Source organism: Pseudomonas sp. K8, from assembly GCF_014889455.1.
Taxonomy (GTDB): Bacteria; Pseudomonadota; Gammaproteobacteria; order Pseudomonadales; family Pseudomonadaceae; genus Aquipseudomonas; species Aquipseudomonas veronii.
The window spans coordinates 67,915-88,895 of record NZ_VJWO01000012.1 but is presented as its reverse complement, the minus strand read 5'-3'; the positions used below and the strand labels follow the sequence as shown (position 1 = coordinate 88,895).

Sequence of the window (20,981 nt, the reverse complement as noted above, 5' to 3'; positions counted from 1 at the left end):
ACCTGTGCCACTGCCTTCACGCCGGCCAATGACCCATCACGCGAGGCTCAACCCCTCGTCTGGCAAGGAGCAAAGTCCCTATGTCTTCGTCAATATCGCCGTCGCCGCTGCGCCCGCGCGACCTGTTGCACCCCATCGTGGCCGGGCTGATTTCAGTCATCGTCAATTATGGCGGTACGTTCATTCTGGTGTTCCAGGCGGCCAAAGTGGCCGGGCTCAGCCCCGAGCTGACGGCTTCGTGGGTCTGGTCGGTATCGATCGGCGTGGGGGTGACCGGGCTGTTTCTCAGCTGGGTGAGCCGTGAGCCGATCATCACCGCCTGGTCGACCCCTGCGGCGGCGTTTCTGGTGGTCGCGCTGTCTGCCACGCCTTACGCCGAGGCGGTCGGCGCTTACATGGTTTCAGCCGTGGCGTTTGTGCTGCTGGGGCTGTCCGGCTGTTTCGAAAAAGTCATCCGGCTGATTCCGCCGGGTATCGCGGCGGCCATGCTGGCGGGGATTCTGCTGCAGTTCGGTATCGGCGCGTTTGGTGGCATGAGCCTCGACCCGGTGCTGGTCGGCGTATTGATCGCCGCTTACGTCGGGCTCAAGCGCTTTACTGCGCGCTATGCCGTCGTCGGCATTCTGCTGCCGGGCTTGGGATTCCTGCTGGTGCAGGGGCGGGTGGACTTGTCGGGCCTGTCCCTGCAACTGGCGGCGCCGGTATTCACCCGGCCCGAGTTTTCGCTCAATGCGTTGCTCAGTGTGGCGTTGCCGCTGTTTCTGATCACCCTCACGGGCCAGTACATGCCGGGCATGCTGGTGTTGCGCAACGATGGTTTCAAGACCAGCGCCAACCCGATCCTGACGGTGACCGGGTTGGGGTCGCTGCTGATGGCGCCGTTCGGCTCGCACGCGTTCAACGTCGCGGCGATCACGGCGGCCATCTGCACGGGCAAGGAAGCCTCGGAGGACGCGTCCAAGCGCTGGGTCGCCGGGGTTGCCGCTGGGGTGTTCTACATCCTCGTCGGGGTGTTCGGGGTAACGCTGGCCGCCGTATTCATGGCGTTCCCGCCGGCATTCATCACCACGCTGGCCGGCTTGGCCCTGCTGGGCACCATCGGCGCCAGCCTGGCCAACGCGATGGCGGACGTCAGGTCGCGTGAAGCCGCGCTGATCACCTTTCTGGCGTGCGCCGCCAACATCAACCTGCTCGGGATCGGCGGCGCGTTTTGGGGGTTGTTGATCGGGTTGGCTGCGTATGCGTTGCTCAACGGCCGCTTGCCACGTCGCCGTGCGCCGGCTTCCGAGGCAGTGGCGGCGGCCAAGGGAGCGGCCCAATGATGCGCGCCGAACCGCCAGCCAGCGCCACCCTGCATGCGCGTCACGGGCGTTACCCGCAGGCCACCAGCGTGGAGGACTTCCGGCGCAATCTGGCGGCCGTACAGCAACGTATCGCCAGTGCCTGTGCGCGGGTCGGACGCGACCCGGCGAGCGTGCGCTTGTTGCCGGTCAGCAAAACCTTTGACGAGGCGCACCTGCGCCTGGCGTATGCGGCGGGCTGTCGGCTGCTGGGTGAGAACAAGGTGCAGGAAGCCCAGCGCAAATGGCAGGCCATGAGCGATCTGGCCGATCTGCAGTGGTCGGTGATCGGCCACCTGCAAACCAACAAAGCCAAGCAGGTCGCGCGCTTTGCCAGTGAGTTCCAGGCGCTGGACAGCCTGCGAGTGGCCGAGGCGCTGGATCGTCGCCTGCAGATCGAAGGGCGCCAACTGGATGTGTTCGTGCAAGTGAATACCTCCGGGGAAGCCAGCAAATACGGCCTGGAACCGCACGCCGTCGCGGGTTTTCTGCAGGCCCTGCCAGCGTTCCCGGCCTTGCGCGTTCGCGGGCTGATGACGCTGGCGCTGTTTTCGGCCGATGTGGCCCGCGTGCGCCCGTGCTTTGTGCGGCTGCGCGAACTGCGCGAGCGCCTGCGCGATCACGCCCCGGCGGGCGTCAGCCTGGAGGAATTGTCGATGGGCATGTCCGGGGATTTCGAGATCGCCATCGAGGAAGGCGCGACCGTTGTCCGCGTCGGCCAGGCCATCTTCGGCGCCCGCGCCATGCCGGATGACTACTACTGGCCGAGCGCCGATCAACCGTCAACGACCTGACTTTTCCAGCAAGGACCTGTTCATCATGTACGACTCAACATTGACACTTGAAAGCTTCGACCCGCAGTTGTGTGAGGCGATTCATAACGAGGAGCGCCGTCAGGAAGACCATGTCGAGCTGATTGCTTCCGAAAACTACGCCAGCCCGCTGGTCATGAGCCTCCAGAGCACGGTACTGACCAACAAATACGCCGAGGGCTACCCCGGCAAGCGCTACTACAGCGGCTGCGAATACGTCGATGTGGCCGAGCGCCTGGCCATCGAACGGGTCAAGGCCCTGTTCGACTGCGATTACGCCAACGTGCAGCCCCATGCGGGCGCCCAGGCAAACGCCGCGGTGTTCCTGGCCTTGATCAACCCCGGCGATACGGTGATGGGCATGAACCTGGCCCAGGGTGGGCACCTGACCCACGGCAATCCCTCCAACTTCTCGGGCCGGCATTACCACATCGTGCCTTACGGGCTCGACCCGCAGACGGGCTTGCTCGACTACGACGAGATGGAGCGCATCGCTGTGGAAACGCGGCCGAAGATGCTGATCGGCGGGTTTTCGGCCTACTCGCGGTACAAAGACTGGGCGCGCATGCGGGCGATTGCCGACAAGGTCGGTGCGATTTTCTGGGTCGACATGGCTCACGTCGCCGGCTTGGTCGCCGCTGGCGAGTACCCGGACCCGTTGCCGCACGCCCACGTGGTCACCAGCACCACGCACAAGACCTTGCGTGGCCCGCGAGGCGGGTTGATTTTGTCCAAGGGCCAGGACGCAGCGTTTTACAAAAAGCTCGATTCGGCGGTGTTCCCGGGTGTTCAGGGCGGGCCGTTGATGCATCAGATTGCCGCCAAGGCGGTGGCCTTCAAGGAAGCCTTGAGGCCCGAGTTCAAAACCTACCAGGCCCAGGTCGTGGTCAATGCCCGGGCCATGGCGGCCGTGTTGCAGCGGCGCGGTTACAGGATTGTCTCGGGTGGCACCGATAACCACATGATGTTGATCGACCTGTCCGACCGGCCTTACACCGGCCAAGACGCCGATGCGGCCTTGAGCAACGCCGGCATCACCGCCAACAAGAATTCGGTGCCCAACGATCCGCGCTCCCCCTTTGTCACCTCGGGGCTGCGCATCGGCACGCCGGCCGTCACCACCCGCGGTTTCGGCGTGTTCGAGTGCGAGCAACTGGCCGCTTGGCTGTGCGATGTACTGGACGCCCTGCAACGCGGGGAGAGCGATAGCGTTGCGCTGCAGGTGCGTGAACAGGTGATTGCGCTGTGCCGCCGACACCCGGTTTATCGCTGACTTTTCCCTTCTAAACGTTGGCGCTGTCGACCTGACTGGAGGCTGAGGGGCGGTATTGCAGGGCTTCGGCGATGTGGCTGCGGCGGATGCTGTCTGTGTGCTCCAGATCCGCCAGCGTGCGGGCGACCTTGAGCAGGCGGTGGGCCGCGCGAAGGGACAGGGTCAGGCGCTCGCAGGCGCTTTCCAGCCAGGCTTCATCCGGCCTCGACAGCGCGCAATGCTGGCGCAATCCCGGTAGGTCGAGGAACGCATTGGCGCAGCCCTGGCGCTGTTGCTGGCGGTCCCGGGCCTGGGCTACCAGTGCCGAGGCGGTGGACGTGTTGTCGCCGGGCTGCGGGGCCGGGTTCAGCGCGGTGATTTCGCGAGCGACGGTCAGGTGCAGGTCGATCCGGTCCAGCAACGGCCCGGAGAGTTTGTTGCGATAGCGCTGGACCTGCTCCGGCGTACAGCGACAGCGTGCGCTGGGGTCGCCCATGTAACCGCAAGGGCAGGGGTTCATTGCGGCGACCAGTTGAAAGCGCGCCGGGAAACTCACGCGGTCGCGGGCGCGGGAGATCACGATATGCCCCGACTCCAGTGGCTCGCGCAAAACCTCGAGCACCTTGCGATCAAACTCCGGCAGCTCATCCAGGAACAGCACGCCATGGTGGGCCAAGGTGATTTCCCCCGGTTGCGGCTTTGACCCTCCACCCACCAGCGCCGGGCCGGAGGCCGAATGGTGCGGCTGGCGAAACGGCCGATGGGGCCAATGACTCAGGGGCGCCAGGCTGACCACTGATTGAATTGCTGCCACTTCCAGCGCTTCGTGCTCACTCAGCGGCGGCAGCAAACCCGGCAGGCGGCTGGCGAGCAAGGTCTTGCCGGTGCCGGGCGGGCCGCTGAACAACAGGTTATGCGCGCCTGCCGCAGCGATCAGCAATGCGCGTTTGGCGGCGAGTTGGCCCTGGACTTCGCTGAGGTCCGGGTAAGGTTTGTTCAAGTACAGCAAACCGTCAGACTTGAAGGGCTCGATCGGCACATGCCCATTCAGGTGCGCCACCACCTGCAGCAGGTGGTCCACCGCAATCACCTTCAACCCCGATGCCAGGCAGGCCTCTTCGGCATTCGCCCGGGGCACGATCACGCAGCGTCCGGCCTTGCGCGCTGCGAGCGCTGCCGGCAACACACCTTTCACTGCGCGTACCTCGCCCGATAGCGCCAATTCCCCCAGGCATTCCACGTCGTCGAGCATCTGCGTCGGCACCTGCACGCTCGCCGCGAGAATCCCGAGGGCTATCGCCAGGTCAAAACGCCCGCCGTCCTTGGGCAGGTCGGCGGGCGCGAGGTTGAGGGTGATGCGGCGGGACGGGTATTGCAGCGCGGAGTTGAGGATGGCACTGCGCACGCGGTCCTTGCTTTCCTTGACGGCGGTTTCCGGCAAACCCACCAAGGTGAGCGATGGCAGACCATTGGCCATGTGTACTTCGACGCTGACGGCAGGGGCTTCGACGCCGATCTGGGCGCGACTGTGGACGATGGCGAGGGACATGCTCATTCCTTGAAAGGGCGGACCGCTTCCTGCGGTTTTTCAAGGGTAGACGAGGTGGGGTCGAGCGGGACGCGGGAGGTTTTACAGAACGTATCCGCAGAGTGACGCAGAACAGGTGGGGGCGCTGGCTTGCGTGCGATAGGGGCGGTCAGGCGTATCAGAGGGACCGAGGTGATTCCATCGCAGGCAAGCCAGCTCCTACATTGGTCGGGGGTTATTCAGAGGCTGCCGGGGTCAACCGTGCTTCCAGCTCCGCCACTTTCGCCTCCAGGCTTTCCAGGCGTGCTCGGGTGCGGGCCAGCACCACCATTTGGCTGTCGAACTCTTCCCGGCTGACCAGGTCGAGCTTGCTGAAGCCGCTTTGCAGCAAGGCCTTGAACTGGCTTTCGATTTCATTGCGGGACAGCGGGGTCTCGCCGCTGAACAGGCGGGAGGCATGGCCGCTCAGGGCGTCGAGGAGGTCTTTGGGCGCGAGCATGGGAAATATTCCGGAAAACTGTTGGCGGGCAGTGTATCACGCAGCGTCTATAGTCATTTCCACGACCTCGGGCGCACGCTTTTCGCGCAGGGTGTCGGGCGGTAGCGCACCGTTTTCGTGCGCAATCACCCCGCCAAAAAGCCCCGCAGGTGGGCATAAGTGGGCAAGGGACTGATTTCAGTGGTTTTTACGGAGCTGGCAAGGTTTCTGCTTAGACGAACATGACCCATGCACTGATGCAGTCGCTGTGACGAATGCAGTGCGCCGACGGATCAGGGGTACAGGTTTCGTCACCAGTGGTTCGCTGGCGTCGCAATGGCAACTGCTCTTGCGACGACGCGTTACAAAGCCAGGCGCTGCGCTTAGACTTGAGACGGGTTTGTTTTCCTGGGGCAAGTCCACCAATTCGGGAGAGAGTTTTCATGAAGCTAGTCACTGCCATCATCAAGCCGTTCAAGTTGGACGATGTACGCGAGTCGTTGTCCGAAATCGGCGTGCAGGGCATTACCGTTACTGAGGTCAAAGGCTTCGGGCGGCAGAAGGGTCACACCGAGCTGTATCGCGGCGCGGAATACGTGGTTGATTTCCTGCCGAAGGTGAAGATTGATGTCGCCATTGACGACAAGGATCTTGATCGGGTTATCGAGGCGATAACCAAGGCCGCCAACACCGGCAAGATCGGTGACGGCAAGATCTTTGTGGTCAATCTGGAACAGGCTATTCGCATCCGTACCGGCGAAACCGATACCGACGCAATCTAAGCCGCCAAACCCAACGCCCCAGGAGAAAACAATATGACTCTGCGTAAATTCGCAGGGCTCGGAGCCCTGTTGTCCATCGTAATGCCAAGCCTGGCCATGGCGGCAGACGAAGTGGCTGCTCCAGTCCTCAATTCCGGCGACACCGCGTGGATGCTTACATCCACCGCGCTGGTGCTATTCATGACCATTCCCGGCCTGGCGCTGTTCTACGGCGGTATGGTTCGCTCGAAAAACATTCTGTCGGTGATGATGCAGTGTTTTGCCATCACTGGCCTGATCAGCATTCTGTGGGTCATCTACGGTTACAGCATCGCGTTTGACACGACCGGCATGGAGCAGGGCGTTGTAAACTTCAACTCCTTCTTTGGCGGCATGGGCAAGGCGTTCCTGGCGGGCGTAACCCCGGCCAGCATCACCGGGCCTGCGGCGCTGTTTCCGGAAGCGGTGTTCGTCACCTTCCAGATGACCTTCGCCATCATCACCCCGGCGCTGATCGTCGGTGCGTTCGCCGAGCGCATGAAGTTCTCCGCGATGCTGATCTTCATGGCTATCTGGTTCACCCTGGTTTACGCGCCGATCGCACACATGGTCTGGAGCGGCAATGGTGGCCTGCTGTGGGACTGGGGCGTGCTGGACTTCGCTGGTGGCACCGTGGTGCATATCAACGCGGGTGTGGCTGGTCTGGTGGCGTGCATCGTGCTTGGCAAGCGTAAAGGCTACCCGACTACCCCGATGGCCCCTCACAACCTGGGTTACACCTTGGTCGGTGCGGCCATGCTGTGGGTCGGTTGGTTCGGCTTCAACGCCGGCTCCGCTGCTGCGGCCAACGGCACTGCCGGTATGGCGATGCTGGTGACCCAGATCGCTACAGCTGCTGCGGCGCTGGGCTGGATGTTCGCCGAGTGGATCACCCACGGTAAGCCAAGTGCCCTGGGCATCGCCTCGGGTGTGGTGGCTGGCCTGGTCGCCGTCACGCCTGCGGCAGGCACCGTGGGCCCGATGGGCGCTCTGGTGATCGGCCTGGTTGCCGGTGTGATCTGCTTCTTCTGCGCCACCAGCCTCAAGCGCAAGCTGGGCTACGACGACTCCCTGGATGCGTTCGGCGTACACGGTATCGGTGGCATCGTCGGTGCGATCCTCACGGGCGTTTTCGCAGCCCCAGCCCTGGGCGGCTTCGGCACCGTGACTGACGTGGCGGCCCAAGTCTGGATTCAGTGCAAAGGCGTCGGCTTCACTGTGATCTACACCGCCATCGTGACCTTCATCATCCTCAAGGTGCTGGATATGGTCATGGGCCTGCGGGTTACCGACGAAGAAGAGGCTGTCGGCCTCGACCTGGCACAACACAACGAACGCGGCTACAACTTGTAAGTAGGCGAAAAAAACATGCCCGGCTTGCCGGGCATTTTTTTGTCTGGTGTTTGTCACTCATGACGCGGGATGCCGGGTTTTTGCGTCGCGTGGATGATGGCGCTCACACGGCACTTTTCCGGGTGCGAATGTCTTACAGGCATGTAGGCGTATTCGACACTTTGTTTTTTCCCAGAGCGCGCTAGAATGCGCGCCGATGGGCGGAGAACTGTATGTGGCAACAGACCCTGATTACCCTGCGGGCCAAGCCCCGGGGCTTTCACCTGGTAACCGACGAGTTGCTTGCCGGTTTGCCTGAATTGAAGGCGTGTCGCGTGGGCCTGTTGCATCTGTGGTTGCAGCATACCTCGGCCTCGTTGACCATCAACGAGAATGCCGATCCGGCGGTTCGTCGTGACTTCGAGCGTTTTTTCAACTCGCTGGTGCCGCAAGGCCGAGCCGGGTTCGAACACAACGACGAAGGCCCGGACGATCTGCCGGCGCACTTCAAGGCCAGTCTCCTGGGTTGCCAGCTGAGTTTGCCGGTCAAGGCCGGCCGCTTGGCGATGGGGACCTGGCAAGGTGTTTATCTGGGCGAGCACCGTGATCATGGCGGTGCTCGTAAAGTCCTCGCCACTTTGCACGGTGATGGGGCATAAGCCACTGGTTATCCGGTGGATGTTGATTTTTTTTCGGCGACCTTCGACAGATGGTGAAGCTGGGCTATAACTAATCTGCTTTTCGCAAGTCATGAGGTAGAACATGAGCGACGATGATCTGGAAAACGACGAACTGGAAGTAGGCGACGAAGACGACACCGAAGAAGGTCTTGAGGCGGCAGCGGAAGACGTTGCTGACGACGACGGTGGCGATGACGTTCCTGTTCCGGCTGCCAAAGGCAAAGCCAAGGCCGCTGTTTCGGTCGATGAGCTGCCAAGTGTTGAAGCCAAGAACAAAGAGCGCGACGCGCTGGCCCGTGCGATGGAGGAATTCCTCGCTAAAGGCGGCAAAGTGCAGGAAGTCGAGGCCAACGTGGTGGCAGATCCACCCAAGAAGCCGGATAACAAGTACGGCAGCCGACCTATCTGAGGTCTGCTTCTGGCTTGCTGGAAAAGCCCGCCGTCGCTGCGGGCTTTTTCATGCCTGAAACAAATTCCTACGGCTCACCGCCTGCCAATATAGGGGAGGCAAGCCCCCTCCCACTTACTGCCAGCTTTTGAGCAGCGGAGGCAGTTCCGTCAGGCTGCGAATCTGCGCATCCGGGAGTTTATCCCCTTCCCAGACCTTGCCTGTCGGGTTGAACCACACGGCACGCAGCCCCGCCTGTTGCGCTCCGGCGATGTCGTCACCGGGGTGATCGCCGATATGCACCGCCGCGCTGGCATCCACCCCGCCCCGTTGCAGCGCTTCCTGAAACAACCGCGCATCCGGCTTGGCGATGCCGATGTCTTCGGCGCGCAACGCAAAGTGGAAGTAGTCCGCCAACCCGACGCGCTGTACGTCAGCGTTACCGTTGGTGATCACGCCCAGCAGGAAGTGTTTGCGTAGCGCTTGCAGCATCGGCTCGGCTTCGGGGAATACGGTGAGCTGGTGGCGCGCGTGAATGAACGCTTCAAAGCACACATCGGCCATTTCCGTCGCTTCAGGTTGTGGATAACCGGCCTCTTCAAACGCGTGCATCAGTACGCGGTGGCGCAGCATGCTGATGCGGTGCTTGAGTTCGGGATGGCGTTCCAGCACCTGCTGGCGAAGGCTGGCGAAATGTTCCAGGGGCAGTTCGCCGACCTTGGCGGCATGGGTGGCCAGCCATTCGCGCATCGACGCTTCGGCGCTGATGATGACGGGGACGTTGTCCCAGAGGGTGTCGTCGAGGTCGAAGGTGATCAGCTTGATACTCATGAGTCGCCGCCCTTGATGCGTTTGGCCCGTGGATGGGCGCTGTCGTACACCGTTGCCAGGTGTTGGAAGTCCAGGTGGGTGTAGATCTGTGTCGTCTTGATATCAGAGTGGCCGAGCAGTTCCTGCACCGCGCGCAGGTCTTGGGACGACTCCAGCAAATGGCTGGCAAACGAGTGCCGCAGCATGTGCGGATGCAGGTTCTGCCCCAGCTCGCGCTCGCCGGCCGCCTTGACCCGCAGTTGAATCGCCCGCGGCCCCAGGCGTCGGCCCTGCTGGCTGACGAATACGGCGTCGTCCGCCGGGTTGGTCAGTGCGCGCAGGGGCAGCCACAGTTGCAGCGCTTCCCGGGCCTTCCTGCCCACCGGCAGCACGCGGGTCTTGCTGCCTTTGCCGAGCACTTGCACCAGGCCGTCGGCGAGGTCGAGCTGATCGAGGTTCAGCCCGGTCAGTTCCGACAGGCGCAGGCCCGAAGAATAGAACAGCTCCAGGATCGCCTGGTCGCGATGGGCCAGGAAGTCGTCCTCGACAGCGCCATCGAGCAATTGCAGGGCGCGGTCGGTGTCGAGGGTCTTGGGCAGCCGCCGCTCGCCCTTGGGCGGGGCCAGCCCATTGGCCGGGTCGTGGTCGCACAGGCCTTCGCGGTTGAGGTAGTGATACAGGCCGCGCACCGCCGACAGCAGGCGCGCCAGGCTGCGCGAGGATTGGCCCTGCTGGTGCAGGCGCGCGATCAGGCTGCGCAGGCCCTGGATGTCCAAGGCCTTCCAGCTGGGGATCTGCTGCTTTTCGCAGTAGGCCAGGACCTTGTTCAAGTCCCGTCGGTAGGCTTCCAGGGTGTGGGGCGACACCTGGCGCTCGCTGCGCAGGTGTGCGCAATAAGCGTCCAGTTGCCGTTCCATGGTCAGCGCACCGCGCGCAGGGCGGTGGTGAAGCGCGGTAATACGCGGCCCAGCACTTCGGCGATGTAGGTCAGGAACAACGTGCCCACCGAACTTTTGTAGTGCGCAGGATCACGGCTGGCGATGGCCAGTACCCCATGCAGGCCTTGATGGCTGAGGGCGACCACGGCGGTCGAACCGATCTGCTTGCGCTGCTCGGCGCCAAACAAAAAGTCCAGTTCATGCTCGCGCAAGGTGCCGCTGATGGTCTTGCCTTCGGAAAGCAGGCCGCCGATCGCCGTTTGCGCTTCGCCGCCGCTGACCCAGCGCCCGACCGGCATCGGGTTGTCGCTGAACAGGATCAGGCTGACGAAGGGCACCTGGAAGTCCTGGCGCAGGCTGTCTTCCACGGCGATCACCGTTTCTTCCAGGCTGGTGGCGTCCATCAGCGTCAGAATCAGGCGACGGGTCTTGTCGAACAGGCGGTCGTTATCGCGGGCGACGTCCATCAAGTGCGAGAGCCGATGGCGCATTTCGATGTTGCGCTCGCGCAGGATCTTCATCTGCCGCTCCACCAGCGACACGGTATCGCCACGCTGGTGGGGGATGCGCAGGGCCGGCAGCAGTTCTTCGTGTTCGACGAAGAAGTCCGGGTTAGCCTCAAGGTACGCCGCGACGGCAGCGGCCTCCAGACTTTCGCTCGGGGATGCTTGTGCGGGTACTTGAGGCTTATCGGTCATTTGCTTGGCTCACTCATAGACGGACCTGTCCTTCGTATACGCGCGTGGCCGGCCCGGTCATCATCACCGGGTGGCCGGGGCCTGCCCATTCGATGGACAAACGTCCACCGGGCAGGTCGATCAGCAGCGGCGAATCCATCCACCCCTGGCTGATCGCGGCCACGGCAGCGGCGCAAGCACCGGTGCCGCAGGCCTGGGTTTCACCGGCGCCGCGTTCCCATACGCGCAATTGCGCGCGGGAGCGGTCGATCACCTGCAGGAAGCCCACATTGACCCGTGCCGGAAAGCGCGGGTGATGTTCGATCTTCGGCCCCAGCTCATGCACCGGCGCATTATTGATGTCGTCGACCCGCAGCACCGCATGGGGGTTGCCCATGGACACCGCCGCCAGTTCGACAGCCTGGCCGTCGACATCGACGGTGTAGTGGGTGGCCTGCTCGGTGGCCTGGAACGGAATATCCGCCGGCACCAGGCGTGGCGCGCCCATGTTGACGCTGATCTGGCCGTCGCTGCGGACATCCAGCTCGATCACGCCGCTCTTGGTCTCGACACGAATCTGCCGCTTGGCGGTCAGGCGCTTGTCCAGCACAAAGCGGGCGAAGCAGCGCGCACCGTTGCCGCACTGTTCCACTTCGGAACCGTCGGAGTTGAAGATCCGGTAACGGAAATCCACCTCCGGGTTGCTCGGCGCCTCAACGATCAGCAACTGGTCGAAGCCGATGCCGGTATGACGGTCGCCCCACTGTTTGGCGTGCTTGGGCAGGATGTGCGCGTGCTGGCTGACCAGGTCAAGGACCATGAAGTCATTGCCCAGCCCGTGCATCTTGGTAAAACGCAGCAGCATGGCTTACTCCGGCAGCAGGCTTTCGCCAGCATACAACTCGGCTACCGTCTCGCGGCGACGCACTTCAAACGCTTGATCACCGTCCACCAGCACCTCGGCGGCACGCCCGCGGGTGTTGTAGTTGGAACTCATGACAAACCCGTAGGCACCGGCCGAATGAATGGCCAGCAGGTCGCCTTCTTCCAGGGCCAACTGACGATCCTTGGCCAGGAAGTCGCCGGTTTCGCAGATCGGGCCGACGACGTCATAGGCGCGCGCTGCGCTGTCGCGAGGCGTTACGGCGGTGACATTCATCCAGGCCTGGTACAGCGCCGGGCGGATCAGGTCGTTCATCGCCGCATCGACGATGGCGAAATCCTTGTACTCGGTGTGCTTAAGGTACTCGACCTGGGTCAGCAGCACGCCGGCATTGGCGACGATGTAGCGGCCCGGCTCGAACATCAGCGTCAGGTCGCGGCCTTCCAGGCGTTCGCGCACGGCCTTGATGTAGTCGCCGATCAGCGGCGGCTCTTCATCGCGATACTGCACGCCCACGCCGCCACCGAGGTCGATGTGCTGCAGGTAGATGCCGCACTCGCCGAGGCGGTCGGTCAGCGCCAGCAGGCGGTCGAGGGCATCCAGGAACGGCGGCAGGGTGGTCAGTTGCGAGCCGATATGGCAGTCGACACCCAGCACTTCCAGGTTCGGCAATTGGGCGGCGCGGATGTACACGTCCTCGGCATCGGCGATGGCGATGCCGAACTTGTTCTCCTTCAGGCCGGTGGAAATGTACGGGTGGGTGCCAGCGTCGACGTCCGGGTTGACGCGCAGGGAAATCGGCGCGCGAACGCCCATCTCGGCGGCGACCACTTGCAGGCGCTCCAGCTCGTCGGTGGATTCGACGTTGAAGCAATGCACGCCGACTTCCAGGGCACGGCGCATGTCTTCGCGGCTCTTGCCGACGCCGGAGAAGACGATCTTGTCAGCCTGGCCGCCAGCCGCCAGGACACGTTCCAGCTCGCCGCGGGAGACGATGTCGAAACCGGCGCCCAGACGCGCCAGGACATTGAGCACGCCCAGGTTGGAGTTGGCCTTGACCGCGTAGCACACCAGGTGCGGCACGCCGTTCAACGGGTCGGTGAAAGAGCGATATTGGGCTTCGATATGCGCGCGCGAGTACACATAGGTCGGGGTGCCAAAGCGCTCGGCAATTGCGGACAGCGCCACGCCTTCCGCGAACAGCTCGCCGTTCCGGTAGTTAAAAGCGTCCATGGGGTTCCCTTAGTAAGTGTCGTGCTTATGCGCTTTGGCAGGCTTTTGCGACGATTGCGCCTGTTCATTCGGGTCTTTGCTGTCATCGGGCAGATACAGCGGGCCTTTTTGACCACAGGCACTAACGAGGCAAGCGACCGCGACGAGCGCAGCAAGGGAAGAGATCAGGCGCTTCATGGCGAAATCCTTGAATATGCATTAATTGCGCCCGAGTATACCGACCACCCGCCAGCTTGCCTATGCGCCGGAATACCCGTCCGGCGGGGGTTTGCCGACATAACTGCGAAGCTGGCTACGCTAGTCAGGGATATTTCTTACCGCCATCGGTAATGAACTCGGTATCCTTTGCAATCGGCGGAGCGCGTCCGTATCGTGCGGCGCTTGAGCAAAACCAGACACTTTTGAGGTTGCCGCAATGAGTTTGACCGAAGCCCGTTTTCACGACCTGGTGGATTCGACCCAGAACGCGCTGGAAGATATTTTCGACGACAGCGGCCTGGATGTGGACCTGGAAAGCTCGGCCGGGGTGCTGACCGTCAAGTTCGAGAACGGCACTCAACTGATCTTCAGTCGCCAGGAACCGCTGCGCCAACTGTGGCTGGCAGCACGTTCCGGTGGTTTTCACTTCGATTACAACGAAGAAGACCGCAATTGGCAGTGCGATACCAGCGATGAGCTGCTCAGCGAAATGCTCGCGCGGCTGGTTCAGGAACAAGCCGGCGTCGAGCTCGGCTTCGATGAGCTGAACCCCGACGAGAATTGATGGTGAGCCAGCCTGCAATCGTGCGTCCGCCCAAGCCGTTGTTCAGTAATGTCAGCCCGGCGGTGCCATCACCTTGTATCAGTTTGTGTCGGCTGGACGAGGCAAAAGTCTGCCTTGGCTGCTTTCGCCATGTGGAAGACATCCGTGAATGGCGCTCCGCCGATGATCAGCGGCGACGCGTGATCGTGGCCCAGGCCGAGCGGCGCAAAGTCGGGCCTTGAGCCCGTCTTGTTTATTTGCGGTGCTGTGGTAGTGTCCGGGTACACCTCAACTCATCGAGGTCCGTGAGAACCCCGCCTTTTCCTGGCGGGGTTTTGCTTTTTTGTGCAGAAAAAAGGAGTCTGCCTGAATCATGACCGCACCTTCCATCATTCTTACCCGTCTCGACGTGCAGCGTCTTGAGCAACTGATCGACCGTGTCGGCGAGAATTCGCCAGGTGTAGAAGCCCTGCAGCACGAACTCGACCGCGCCGAAGAAGTGGTTGGCCACGATGAAGTGCCTGCAAGCGTCGTGACCATGAACTCCAGCGTGCATTGCCGCGAGCAAGGCAGCGGCAAGGACTATCACCTGACCCTGGTCTACCCCAAGGATGCGAATGCCGACGCGGGCAAGATTTCGATCCTGGCGCCGGTGGGCAGCGCGTTGCTCGGCCTGAAAGTGGGCCAGCACATCGACTGGCCGGCACCCGGCGGCAAGACCCTTAAGCTCGAACTGCTCAGTGTTGAAGGCCAGCCCAAAGACGGCGGCGCCTTTTCGCTTTAAATCTGCTTCAGCGCGTCATTGAGCGCCTGTTCCAGCTCGGCCTTGTAACGCAGGTACAGATTGCTCGGGCTTTGTACGTCGCCGAGCAGGCCCGAGAGATCCAGATCAGTGATATAGCAGCGGTAGCGCTCGGTTTCGCGGCGCTGCCCGACGATCTCCCGGGCGACCACTGCAAACAGCTGGTCGCCAAACTCCAGTTCGGAAAACTCCCGCTGATTGCAGTACAGGGTGATCCCCACCTGGCCCGGCGCCGCCTTGCCGATAATCGCCTGCACGTCATAAAACGGCTTGTTGGCCGGGTTTTGCGGGGCCGGCCGGGGCTCGATACCGCGTGCGCGATTGCTGCCCGACGGCAACAGTTGGTAATACAAGGTTTGCACCGCGCCCAGCGGTTCTTGCGGGTCCAGGGGCGACAGCGCGTCCCGGCGATAGATGATCGACTGCAGAAAACGCTGCAACGGCGCCAGCAGGCTCTGTTCATCATGGAACGGCAAGCGTTGCTGCCAGAGCGCGTTGAACTCATCCAGCACATACAGCTCGGCGAAGCCTTCGTTGACCCGGTAAAACACCTGCACGCATTCGGCCATGCCCATCGGCAGCAGCAGCGCCAGGTCGTGGTCTTCCAGGGCCATGGCGTCCAGGTGCAACGGGCTGTAGCTGGCCAGTTCTTCGCTGAGGTAGGCGATCAGCGCGTCCTGGGTCGCCAGTGAGACGTGGGTGGCCTGGCCGGGTATCAGCTCCATCACGTGATAGTGCTGCTGCACCTGCAGCAAGTAGCGATGGTTGCCCTGGCCCAGCAGCAGGTTCTGCGCGGTGTCGAAGATGTCTTCCACGCGCTGGGCAATGAACTGTGCGCGGTTGTGGCAGAAGCAGCGCACCCGCAGGCGTGGCAGGTGGTCCGACGGCAACTGGTTGAGGTAGTCGCGCAGGCAGTCGAGCAGGGCATGGGGACCGTCGTAGCGGCTGACCATCACCTCGTTCCAGCTGTTGAGCGTGATCTGGTCGAGGGTCAGCACCAGGTTTTCGCGCACGCCGGCGTAACTCAGGGAGTCGGTGCGCTCGGTGGTCATCAGGATGTTCAGGTCGCGATGGTGCTTGAGCGGGTCGACGCCGACGTTGATCAGCAACAGCACTTCTTCCGGCACCGCCGAGCGCAGCAGGCGCTCTTCATCGACGCTGGCCAGGGGCAGGGCGATGGTCTGTTGCAGGCTGCCCAGCAGGTTGAACAGTTCGAATTCGGTCATGTCGCTGACGCCTGGGTGCAGCGCCAGGCGCGTGCTGCTGTCGATCACGCCGTTGCGGTGGCACCAGGTGAGCATTTCCAGCAGGTCGCGGCTGCGCTTGATCGGCGCGAAGTGCTCCGATTCCAGGGCGGTGAGGTTGCCGTTGTACAGGCCCCAATGATGCTGGCCCGGTTCCTTGCGGTTGGCCGATTGCACTAGGGTCAGGGTGTCTTCGGCCAGGTCCGGGGCGATGCCGGGGTTGATGAATTCGACCTTGCCGGCCTTGCGTTCAAACGCCGCGTACAAGCGACGGCCAAGCACATTGAGGTCGCGCTTGTTGATCAGGCTGACGGTCTGTTCGGTGCGGGCGAACTGGGTCAGGAAGCGATAGCTGTAGTTCAGCTCATTGACCAGGGCGCGGCGCTCGGAGGCCACCTGGCGTACTTTCCATTGGCTGCGGCTGTCGAGCAGCGCCAGTTGACGCTGGTCCCAACCCCATTCATGGGCCAGGCGTTCCAGCAACAGGCGCTGCCAACCGACGGTGCGCTGGCCGGCGCTGAGCTTGCGGTTGACCTTCAAATACAGCGCGCGCCGTACCAGTTCCAGGCGTTCCGGCTCGTTGCGCGCGTTGAGGTATTCCTCGATGCGCCGGTAGACCACGACGTAAGGGTCCAGCTCGTCCAGGTCCATCCGGTTGGCGAACACCGCCCGTTTGAAGCGCAGGCTCAGGCACTGCACGTTCGGGTGCTCGCTGGCGTAGACCTCGGTCAGCAGCAGCTTGAGCAGCGACTTGTAGGGCGATTCGATGCCCTTGAACAATTGCCACAGCCCGGCGCCAATGAATTCACCGGGCGGGATGCGCGCCAGGTGGCCGAGGTCGAGGGTTTCATCGGCACGGATAAAGCGTTTGGAAATCAGCGTGTGGGTGAACTCGGCGTAGCGCACTTCTTCATACACCGGCACCAGCCACCAGATCGGTGTGCGGCCGGCGAGCCAGATGGCGGTGCGATAGAACTCATCCAGCAACAGATAATGCTGGGTGGTGCCGCAGTCGTCGGAGCTCAGTTGCGTGTCGCGTTCGCCCAAGACAAACCGGCTCGGCTCGATCAGGAAGAAGTGCGCCTCGGCGCCCATGCTCTGGGCCCAGGCTTCCAGTAACTGGCATTTCTTGCGCAGCTCGACCAGTTCGTTGTCGCTCAGGTCGGGGGCGTGGCATACCCACACGTCCATGTCGCTCTGGTCGGCTTGGGCCAGTGTGCCGAGGCTGCCCATCAGGAACAGGCCATGGATCGGCTGCGGCGGGTTGCCGTGGCGTGGTTTGTAGGAGAACGAACGGGTCAGGCGCTGGGCTTCGCTCAGGGCCTGCGCGTCGGGTTCGAAATTCGACAGCCCGGCCGGGGTGCTGCCCGACACGTAACCGGGCAACAGCGGGTGATTGACGTGGAAAAACAGCGGCAGCAGGGTCAATACGCTTTGCTGGCGTGGCGTCAGCCCTTCGACAGCCCGGGCCATGCGCCCTGCGTTAAGCGCCATGAACCGCGCGCGCAGTTGGGCCAGCACCTTGCGGTCGATGCCTTCGTCCAGGTCGGGGCGGATCTCATGGGTGCGGGTCATGTCGAACTCGGCGGCGCGCAAGGCCCGACATGGGCGGCCGTGTAGGAGTTTACATTCAGAAGCGTAGGAGGTTTAGAGGGGAAACGGTTTTTGGCGTCAGAATTTTATCCGGTTCACGGCAATGCCCTCGGAATCCGCCGCGGCGGACTCCATGGGCAGTATCCGGAATCAGGCAGCTTCTTTGGTTGCGGCGGTGGTCAGGATGGTCAGCAGGGTTTGGGCTTGTTCTGCAGCGTCCCGGCCAAGGCTGGTCAGGTAACCGCCGTCCGGTTGGTCGATCAGTTTTTTCTCGAACAGGCGTTTGGCGGCGGCGATAGCAGTCGGTGCGGCAGTCTGATGGACTTTCAGACCTTCCTGGGAGCTGTCCAGGTTGAAGAGTGCAAGGATTTCCAGTTCGGCAACCAACTCAGGGGTATACGACATAGGGACTCCAGACTTTCTAAGAATTTGTTAGAGGCTAGCAGGCCCTAAGGTGAACGTACTTTGGCGGGCTGTCCAGTGGGAAACTCGCGGCTGTTGATATGGCGCAGTGTTGTGGCGAGGAAGCAGGCTTCCCGGCCACACGGGCGCTCGCTTCAGGCGTTTTCAGGCGGCAGCTCGGGCAGTGCGCGCAAGGCGGATTCATACCATTGGGTATCGAAGGCGCGGTCTTCGTCGAGCATCTTGTCGATTTCCACCGCCAGCACATGGGCCATCATGTTCAAAATCTCTTCGCGCTCGTAACCCACCAGCGTCAGCTTGTTGAACGTGGCCTTGGCGGCGGGCGGATTGTCGCTTTCGATCTGGTTTTCGATGGCCTGGGTCAGCGTGCTTTCGGTGAACGCTTCTTCGTCGTTGTCGATATCGGTCGGCTCGCTCATGGCAGGCTCCTCAAGAAAAGGGCGCCAGTCTACCCCCATTCAGGCAGGTGATGCTGCTAGCCAGGTTGGTCGGGCGGATCTATAACTCATGCAGCCAACCCCGCACATGGCCTGGAGGCTTTGCGATGCTCAAGCTCTACGGATTTTCGGTCAGCAACTACTACAACATGGTCAAGCTGGCGCTCTTGGAGAAAGGCCTGGCATTCGAAGAGGTGCCTTTTTTTGCCGGGCAAACACCCGCCGCCCTGGCGATCAGCCCGCGGGGCAAGGTGCCGGTGCTGGGTGTCAAACAGGGCTTTATCAACGAAACCAGCGTGATCCTCGAATACATCGAGCAAACCCAGGAAGGCCCCGCACTGCTGCCGGCCGAACCGTTTCAGCGCGCTCAGGTGCTGACATTGTGCAGGGAAATCGAGCTGTACATCGAGCTGCCCGCCCGTGCGTGTTTCGCCGAAGCGTATTTCGGCATGCCGGTGCCGGAGGCGATCAAGGACAAAGCCCGGGCCGAGTTGCTGCTGGGGGTGGGGACGTTAGGTCGGCACGGCAAGTTCGCGCCTTACGTAGCGGGGGAGAGCTTTACGATTGCCGATCTGTATTTCATGTACAGCCTGAACCTCGCCTGCGGCGTGGCCGAGAAGCTGTTCGGCCTGGACCTGTTGGCTGAATTGCCGACGGCCAAGGCATTGCTGGAGCGTTTGCACGCCATGCCTAACGCCCTCAAGGTGGCGGCGGACAGGGAAGCGGCGATGCCGGCGTTCATGGCGATGGTGGCGGCGAAGAAGTGATCAATGTGGGAGGGAGCAAGCCCCCTCCCACATTTTCGACCTAGCGGCTGGCGAGCAGGACTTGGCCGCGCACGACGGCGGCCTTGACCTGGGCCGGCGCGGTACCGCCCACGTGGTTGCGCGCATTCACCGAGCCTTCCAGGGTCAGCACGGCAAACACGTCCTGCTCGATCTGGTCGCTGAACTGGCGCAGTTCTTCCAGGCTCATTTCCGCCAGGTCCTTGCCGCTTTCCACGCCGTACTTCACGGCATGGCCGACGATTTCGTGGCAGTCGCGGAACGGCAGGCCACGGCGCACAAGGTAGTCCGCCAGGTCGGTCGCGGTGGAGAACCCACGTAGCGCGGCTTCACGCATGATCGCGTGCTTGGGCTTGATCGCCGGGATCATGTCGGCAAAGGCACGCAGCGAATCGCGCAGGGTGTCGGCGGCGTCGAACAGCGGTTCCTTGTCTTCCTGGTTGTCCTTGTTGTAGGCCAGGGGCTGGCCTTTCATCAGGGTCAGCAGGCCCATCAGCGCGCCGAATACGCGGCCGCTCTTGCCACGTACCAGCTCCGGCACGTCGGGGTTTTTCTTTTGCGGCATGATCGAGCTGCCGGTGCAGAAGCGGTCGGGCAGGTCGATGAACTGGAATTGCGCGCTGGTCCACAGCACCAGTTCTTCGGAGAAGCGCGACAGGTGCATCATCGCGATACTGGCGGCGGCGCAGAATTCGATGGCGAAGTCGCGGTCCGACACGCCGTCCAGGGAGTTGCCGCCCACGGCGTCAAAACCCAGCAGTTGTGCGGTGTACTCGCGGTCGATCGGGTAGGTGGTGCCCGCCAGCGCGGCGCTGCCCAACGGCATGCGGTTGGCGCGCTTGCGGCAGTCCACCAGGCGCTCGTAGTCGCGGCTGAGCATTTCGAACCAGGCCAGCAGGTGGTGGCCGAAGGTTACCGGCTGTGCGGTCTGCAGGTGGGTGAAGCCGGGCATGATGGTGTCCGATTCACGCTCGGCCTGTTCCAGCAACCCTTTTTGCAGGCGGGTGATTTCGGCCAGGATCAGGTCGATTTCGTCACGCAGCCACAGGCGGATATCGGTGGCCACCTGGTCGTTACGGCTGCGCCCGGTGTGCAGTTTCTTGCCGGTCACGCCGATGCGATCGGTGAGGCGGGCTTCGATGTTCATGTGCACGTCTTCCAGGTCGACGCGCCAGTCGAACGTGCCGGCTTCGATCTCACCGCGGATGGTGGTCAGGCCGTCGATGATGCTGTCGCGCTCGGCGTCGGTCAGCACGCCGACCTTGGCCAGCATCGTGGCGTGGGCGATCGAGCCCATGATGTCGTGGCGGTACAGGCGCTGGTCGAAGGTGACGGAGGCGGTGAAGCGGGCGACGAAGGCGTCGACGGGTTCACTGAAGCGGCCGCCCCAGGACTGGTTGGTCTTGTCGGTGCTCATGGATTCGCTCGTGATCTGCTTAAAAGAGGCGTGGAGGTGTGCCGACGATAATAACAGGGTTGCCCGTGGAGGCGGTGCTGCGGGTGGTCGGCATTTTATTTGTGCCAAGCATGGCTAAGTGCCTTGCCGCCGACCGCGTCCGGGAAGAGACTGGGCAGAGGTGCTTATTGAAACGATATTTGACGAATGAGCAATGTCGTCTCGGCGAGCGTCTACAGTTGGACTGAGTAGTGTGTGAATGCACCAAAGTCAGGTGATGCGGTCATAACCCTGACTACCATTAAACAAGGGGGGTATTCGGATTGTGTATCAGCAAACCCTACGACGATGCCCAAGGGCGGCAGGTTTTGGGCGCTATTGAACAGGTCCGGATAAATATGAGTGCCA

The 20,981-nt window shown here is 62.5% G+C and carries 23 protein-coding genes; 11 read left to right on the top strand and 12 right to left on the bottom strand.

From position 1 onward, the window contains the following. The first annotated feature begins 80 nt into the window (after nucleotides 1–80). From INT12_RS11630 to glyA, 3 genes are read left to right on the top strand one after another with little or no spacing between them, the layout of a single operon-like run. Complete coding sequence (locus INT12_RS11630; protein WP_193039543.1) at nucleotides 81–1,322, top strand: benzoate/H(+) symporter BenE family transporter; 1,242 nt, start codon at nucleotides 81–83, stop codon at nucleotides 1,320–1,322. Continuing rightward, entirely contained in the window at nucleotides 1,319–2,134 is an 816-nt protein-coding gene (locus INT12_RS11625) for a YggS family pyridoxal phosphate-dependent enzyme (protein WP_017846024.1), read from the top strand. The genes INT12_RS11630 and INT12_RS11625 overlap by 4 nt, the downstream gene beginning before the upstream one ends. A 25-nt stretch (nucleotides 2,135–2,159) precedes the next feature. Beyond that, nucleotides 2,160–3,425 (top strand): serine hydroxymethyltransferase, encoded by a 1,266-nt coding sequence (glyA, locus tag INT12_RS11620; RefSeq protein ID WP_193039542.1) that lies wholly within the window; start codon nucleotides 2,160–2,162, stop codon nucleotides 3,423–3,425. Nucleotides 3,426–3,435: 10 nt separating this feature from the next. Here the strand turns inward: glyA and INT12_RS11615 are convergent, their stop codons facing one another. Beyond that, nucleotides 3,436–4,953 (bottom strand): YifB family Mg chelatase-like AAA ATPase, encoded by a 1,518-nt coding sequence (locus INT12_RS11615; RefSeq protein ID WP_193039541.1) that lies wholly within the window; start codon nucleotides 4,951–4,953, stop codon nucleotides 3,436–3,438. Between the two features lie 214 nt (nucleotides 4,954–5,167). Next, complete coding sequence (locus INT12_RS11610) at nucleotides 5,168–5,431, bottom strand: accessory factor UbiK family protein (protein WP_193039540.1); 264 nt, start codon at nucleotides 5,429–5,431, stop codon at nucleotides 5,168–5,170. A gap of 422 nt (nucleotides 5,432–5,853) precedes the next feature. Here INT12_RS11610 and glnK point away from each other — a divergent pair, with 422 nt between their 5' ends. From glnK to sutA, 4 genes are all read left to right on the top strand, one after another. Continuing rightward, nucleotides 5,854–6,192 (top strand): P-II family nitrogen regulator, encoded by a 339-nt coding sequence (gene glnK, locus INT12_RS11605; RefSeq protein ID WP_002555808.1) that lies wholly within the window; start codon nucleotides 5,854–5,856, stop codon nucleotides 6,190–6,192. 33 nt (nucleotides 6,193–6,225) lie between these two features. Continuing rightward, complete coding sequence (locus INT12_RS11600) at nucleotides 6,226–7,563, top strand: ammonium transporter (RefSeq protein ID WP_017845177.1); 1,338 nt, start codon at nucleotides 6,226–6,228, stop codon at nucleotides 7,561–7,563. Between the two features lie 212 nt (nucleotides 7,564–7,775). Then, the gene (locus tag INT12_RS11595) at nucleotides 7,776–8,201 is read left to right on the top strand and encodes a secondary thiamine-phosphate synthase enzyme YjbQ (protein ID WP_017845176.1); all 426 of its coding nucleotides are present in this window, start codon (nucleotides 7,776–7,778) and stop codon (nucleotides 8,199–8,201) included. 103 nt (nucleotides 8,202–8,304) lie between these two features. Continuing rightward, nucleotides 8,305–8,631: a transcriptional regulator SutA gene (gene sutA / locus INT12_RS11590; protein ID WP_017845175.1), complete on the top strand. Its 327-nt coding sequence runs from the start codon at nucleotides 8,305–8,307 to the stop codon at nucleotides 8,629–8,631. Nucleotides 8,632–8,745: 114 nt separating this feature from the next. On the opposite strand, the gene INT12_RS11585 is transcribed toward sutA, so the two are convergent. The 6 genes from INT12_RS11585 to lptM are packed head-to-tail and all read right to left on the bottom strand — an operon-like array spanning nucleotide 8,746 to nucleotide 13,328. After that, the gene (locus tag INT12_RS11585; protein ID WP_017845174.1) at nucleotides 8,746–9,441 is read right to left on the bottom strand and encodes an HAD family hydrolase; all 696 of its coding nucleotides are present in this window, start codon (nucleotides 9,439–9,441) and stop codon (nucleotides 8,746–8,748) included. After that, complete coding sequence (gene xerC / locus INT12_RS11580) at nucleotides 9,438–10,337, bottom strand: tyrosine recombinase XerC (RefSeq protein WP_046381665.1); 900 nt, start codon at nucleotides 10,335–10,337, stop codon at nucleotides 9,438–9,440. The genes INT12_RS11585 and xerC overlap by 4 nt, the downstream gene beginning before the upstream one ends. A gap of 2 nt (nucleotides 10,338–10,339) precedes the next feature. Then, nucleotides 10,340–11,056 carry a DUF484 family protein gene (locus INT12_RS11575; protein WP_017845172.1) on the bottom strand — a complete coding sequence of 239 codons (717 nt, stop codon included), beginning with the start codon at nucleotides 11,054–11,056 and terminating at the stop codon, nucleotides 10,340–10,342. A 13-nt stretch (nucleotides 11,057–11,069) separates the two neighbouring features. Next, nucleotides 11,070–11,900, bottom strand: coding sequence for a diaminopimelate epimerase (gene dapF, locus INT12_RS11570; protein WP_017845171.1), 831 nt, complete (start codon nucleotides 11,898–11,900; stop codon nucleotides 11,070–11,072). 3 nt (nucleotides 11,901–11,903) lie between these two features. Further along, on the bottom strand, nucleotides 11,904–13,151 hold the full coding sequence (gene lysA, locus INT12_RS11565) for a diaminopimelate decarboxylase (RefSeq protein WP_017845170.1): 1,248 nt from the start codon (nucleotides 13,149–13,151) through the stop codon (nucleotides 11,904–11,906). Nucleotides 13,152–13,160: 9 nt separating this feature from the next. Then, on the bottom strand, nucleotides 13,161–13,328 hold the full coding sequence (gene lptM / locus INT12_RS11560; protein WP_017845169.1) for an LPS translocon maturation chaperone LptM: 168 nt from the start codon (nucleotides 13,326–13,328) through the stop codon (nucleotides 13,161–13,163). 238 nt (nucleotides 13,329–13,566) lie between these two features. Here lptM and cyaY point away from each other — a divergent pair, with 238 nt between their 5' ends. The 3 genes from cyaY (at nucleotide 13,567) to rnk (ending at nucleotide 14,677) form a co-directional block, all read left to right on the top strand. Next, nucleotides 13,567–13,914 (top strand): iron donor protein CyaY, encoded by a 348-nt coding sequence (gene cyaY, locus INT12_RS11555; RefSeq protein WP_017845168.1) that lies wholly within the window; start codon nucleotides 13,567–13,569, stop codon nucleotides 13,912–13,914. A gap of 2 nt (nucleotides 13,915–13,916) precedes the next feature. Then, a complete protein-coding gene (locus INT12_RS11550; protein WP_026139803.1) occupies nucleotides 13,917–14,135 on the top strand; it encodes a DUF1289 domain-containing protein in 219 nt (72 codons plus the stop codon). A 131-nt stretch (nucleotides 14,136–14,266) separates the two neighbouring features. Next, on the top strand, nucleotides 14,267–14,677 hold the full coding sequence (gene rnk / locus INT12_RS11545) for a nucleoside diphosphate kinase regulator (RefSeq protein WP_017845167.1): 411 nt from the start codon (nucleotides 14,267–14,269) through the stop codon (nucleotides 14,675–14,677). On the opposite strand, the gene INT12_RS11540 is transcribed toward rnk, so the two are convergent. From INT12_RS11540 to INT12_RS11530, 3 genes are all read right to left on the bottom strand, one after another. Next, on the bottom strand, nucleotides 14,674–17,514 hold the full coding sequence (locus tag INT12_RS11540) for a class I adenylate cyclase (RefSeq protein ID WP_193039539.1): 2,841 nt from the start codon (nucleotides 17,512–17,514) through the stop codon (nucleotides 14,674–14,676). The two genes, rnk and INT12_RS11540, sit on opposite strands and share 4 nt — an antisense overlap. A gap of 168 nt (nucleotides 17,515–17,682) precedes the next feature. Then, nucleotides 17,683–17,937, bottom strand: coding sequence for a TIGR02647 family protein (locus INT12_RS11535; protein WP_017845165.1), 255 nt, complete (start codon nucleotides 17,935–17,937; stop codon nucleotides 17,683–17,685). A gap of 152 nt (nucleotides 17,938–18,089) precedes the next feature. Continuing rightward, the gene (locus INT12_RS11530) at nucleotides 18,090–18,374 is read right to left on the bottom strand and encodes a hypothetical protein (RefSeq protein WP_017845164.1); all 285 of its coding nucleotides are present in this window, start codon (nucleotides 18,372–18,374) and stop codon (nucleotides 18,090–18,092) included. 125 nt (nucleotides 18,375–18,499) lie between these two features. On the opposite strand from INT12_RS11530, the gene INT12_RS11525 reads away from it, so the two are divergent. Next, nucleotides 18,500–19,159, top strand: a complete 660-nt coding sequence (locus INT12_RS11525) for a glutathione S-transferase family protein (protein ID WP_126589422.1) — start codon at nucleotides 18,500–18,502, stop codon at nucleotides 19,157–19,159. 40 nt (nucleotides 19,160–19,199) lie between these two features. On the opposite strand, the gene argH is transcribed toward INT12_RS11525, so the two are convergent. Continuing rightward, nucleotides 19,200–20,594 carry an argininosuccinate lyase gene (gene argH, locus INT12_RS11520; protein WP_046381669.1) on the bottom strand — a complete coding sequence of 465 codons (1,395 nt, stop codon included), beginning with the start codon at nucleotides 20,592–20,594 and terminating at the stop codon, nucleotides 19,200–19,202. Between the last annotated feature and the right edge of the window lie 387 nt (nucleotides 20,595–20,981).

Excerpts from the sequence above, each read along its gene's own strand:
- INT12_RS11630 (WP_193039543.1), top strand. The coding sequence starts at position 81 with ATGTCTTCGTCAATATCGCCGTCGCCGCTGCGCCCGCGCGACCTGTTG.
- INT12_RS11625 (WP_017846024.1), top strand. The coding sequence starts at position 1,319 with ATGATGCGCGCCGAACCGCCAGCCAGCGCCACCCTGCATGCGCGTCAC.
- glyA (WP_193039542.1), top strand. The coding sequence starts at position 2,160 with ATGTACGACTCAACATTGACACTTGAAAGCTTCGACCCGCAGTTGTGT.
- INT12_RS11615 (WP_193039541.1), bottom strand. The coding sequence starts at position 4,953 with ATGTCCCTCGCCATCGTCCACAGTCGCGCCCAGATCGGCGTCGAAGCC.
- INT12_RS11610 (WP_193039540.1), bottom strand. The coding sequence starts at position 5,431 with ATGCTCGCGCCCAAAGACCTCCTCGACGCCCTGAGCGGCCATGCCTCC.
- glnK (WP_002555808.1), top strand. The coding sequence starts at position 5,854 with ATGAAGCTAGTCACTGCCATCATCAAGCCGTTCAAGTTGGACGATGTA.
- INT12_RS11600 (WP_017845177.1), top strand. The coding sequence starts at position 6,226 with ATGACTCTGCGTAAATTCGCAGGGCTCGGAGCCCTGTTGTCCATCGTA.
- INT12_RS11595 (WP_017845176.1), top strand. The coding sequence starts at position 7,776 with ATGTGGCAACAGACCCTGATTACCCTGCGGGCCAAGCCCCGGGGCTTT.
- sutA (WP_017845175.1), top strand. The coding sequence starts at position 8,305 with ATGAGCGACGATGATCTGGAAAACGACGAACTGGAAGTAGGCGACGAA.
- INT12_RS11585 (WP_017845174.1), bottom strand. The coding sequence starts at position 9,441 with ATGAGTATCAAGCTGATCACCTTCGACCTCGACGACACCCTCTGGGAC.
- xerC (WP_046381665.1), bottom strand. The coding sequence starts at position 10,337 with ATGGAACGGCAACTGGACGCTTATTGCGCACACCTGCGCAGCGAGCGC.
- INT12_RS11575 (WP_017845172.1), bottom strand. The coding sequence starts at position 11,056 with ATGACCGATAAGCCTCAAGTACCCGCACAAGCATCCCCGAGCGAAAGT.
- dapF (WP_017845171.1), bottom strand. The coding sequence starts at position 11,900 with ATGCTGCTGCGTTTTACCAAGATGCACGGGCTGGGCAATGACTTCATG.
- lysA (WP_017845170.1), bottom strand. The coding sequence starts at position 13,151 with ATGGACGCTTTTAACTACCGGAACGGCGAGCTGTTCGCGGAAGGCGTG.
- lptM (WP_017845169.1), bottom strand. The coding sequence starts at position 13,328 with ATGAAGCGCCTGATCTCTTCCCTTGCTGCGCTCGTCGCGGTCGCTTGC.
- cyaY (WP_017845168.1), top strand. The coding sequence starts at position 13,567 with ATGAGTTTGACCGAAGCCCGTTTTCACGACCTGGTGGATTCGACCCAG.
- rnk (WP_017845167.1), top strand. The coding sequence starts at position 14,267 with ATGACCGCACCTTCCATCATTCTTACCCGTCTCGACGTGCAGCGTCTT.
- INT12_RS11540 (WP_193039539.1), bottom strand. The coding sequence starts at position 17,514 with ATGACCCGCACCCATGAGATCCGCCCCGACCTGGACGAAGGCATCGAC.
- INT12_RS11535 (WP_017845165.1), bottom strand. The coding sequence starts at position 17,937 with ATGTCGTATACCCCTGAGTTGGTTGCCGAACTGGAAATCCTTGCACTC.
- INT12_RS11530 (WP_017845164.1), bottom strand. The coding sequence starts at position 18,374 with ATGAGCGAGCCGACCGATATCGACAACGACGAAGAAGCGTTCACCGAA.
- INT12_RS11525 (WP_126589422.1), top strand. The coding sequence starts at position 18,500 with ATGCTCAAGCTCTACGGATTTTCGGTCAGCAACTACTACAACATGGTC.
- argH (WP_046381669.1), bottom strand. The coding sequence starts at position 20,594 with ATGAGCACCGACAAGACCAACCAGTCCTGGGGCGGCCGCTTCAGTGAA.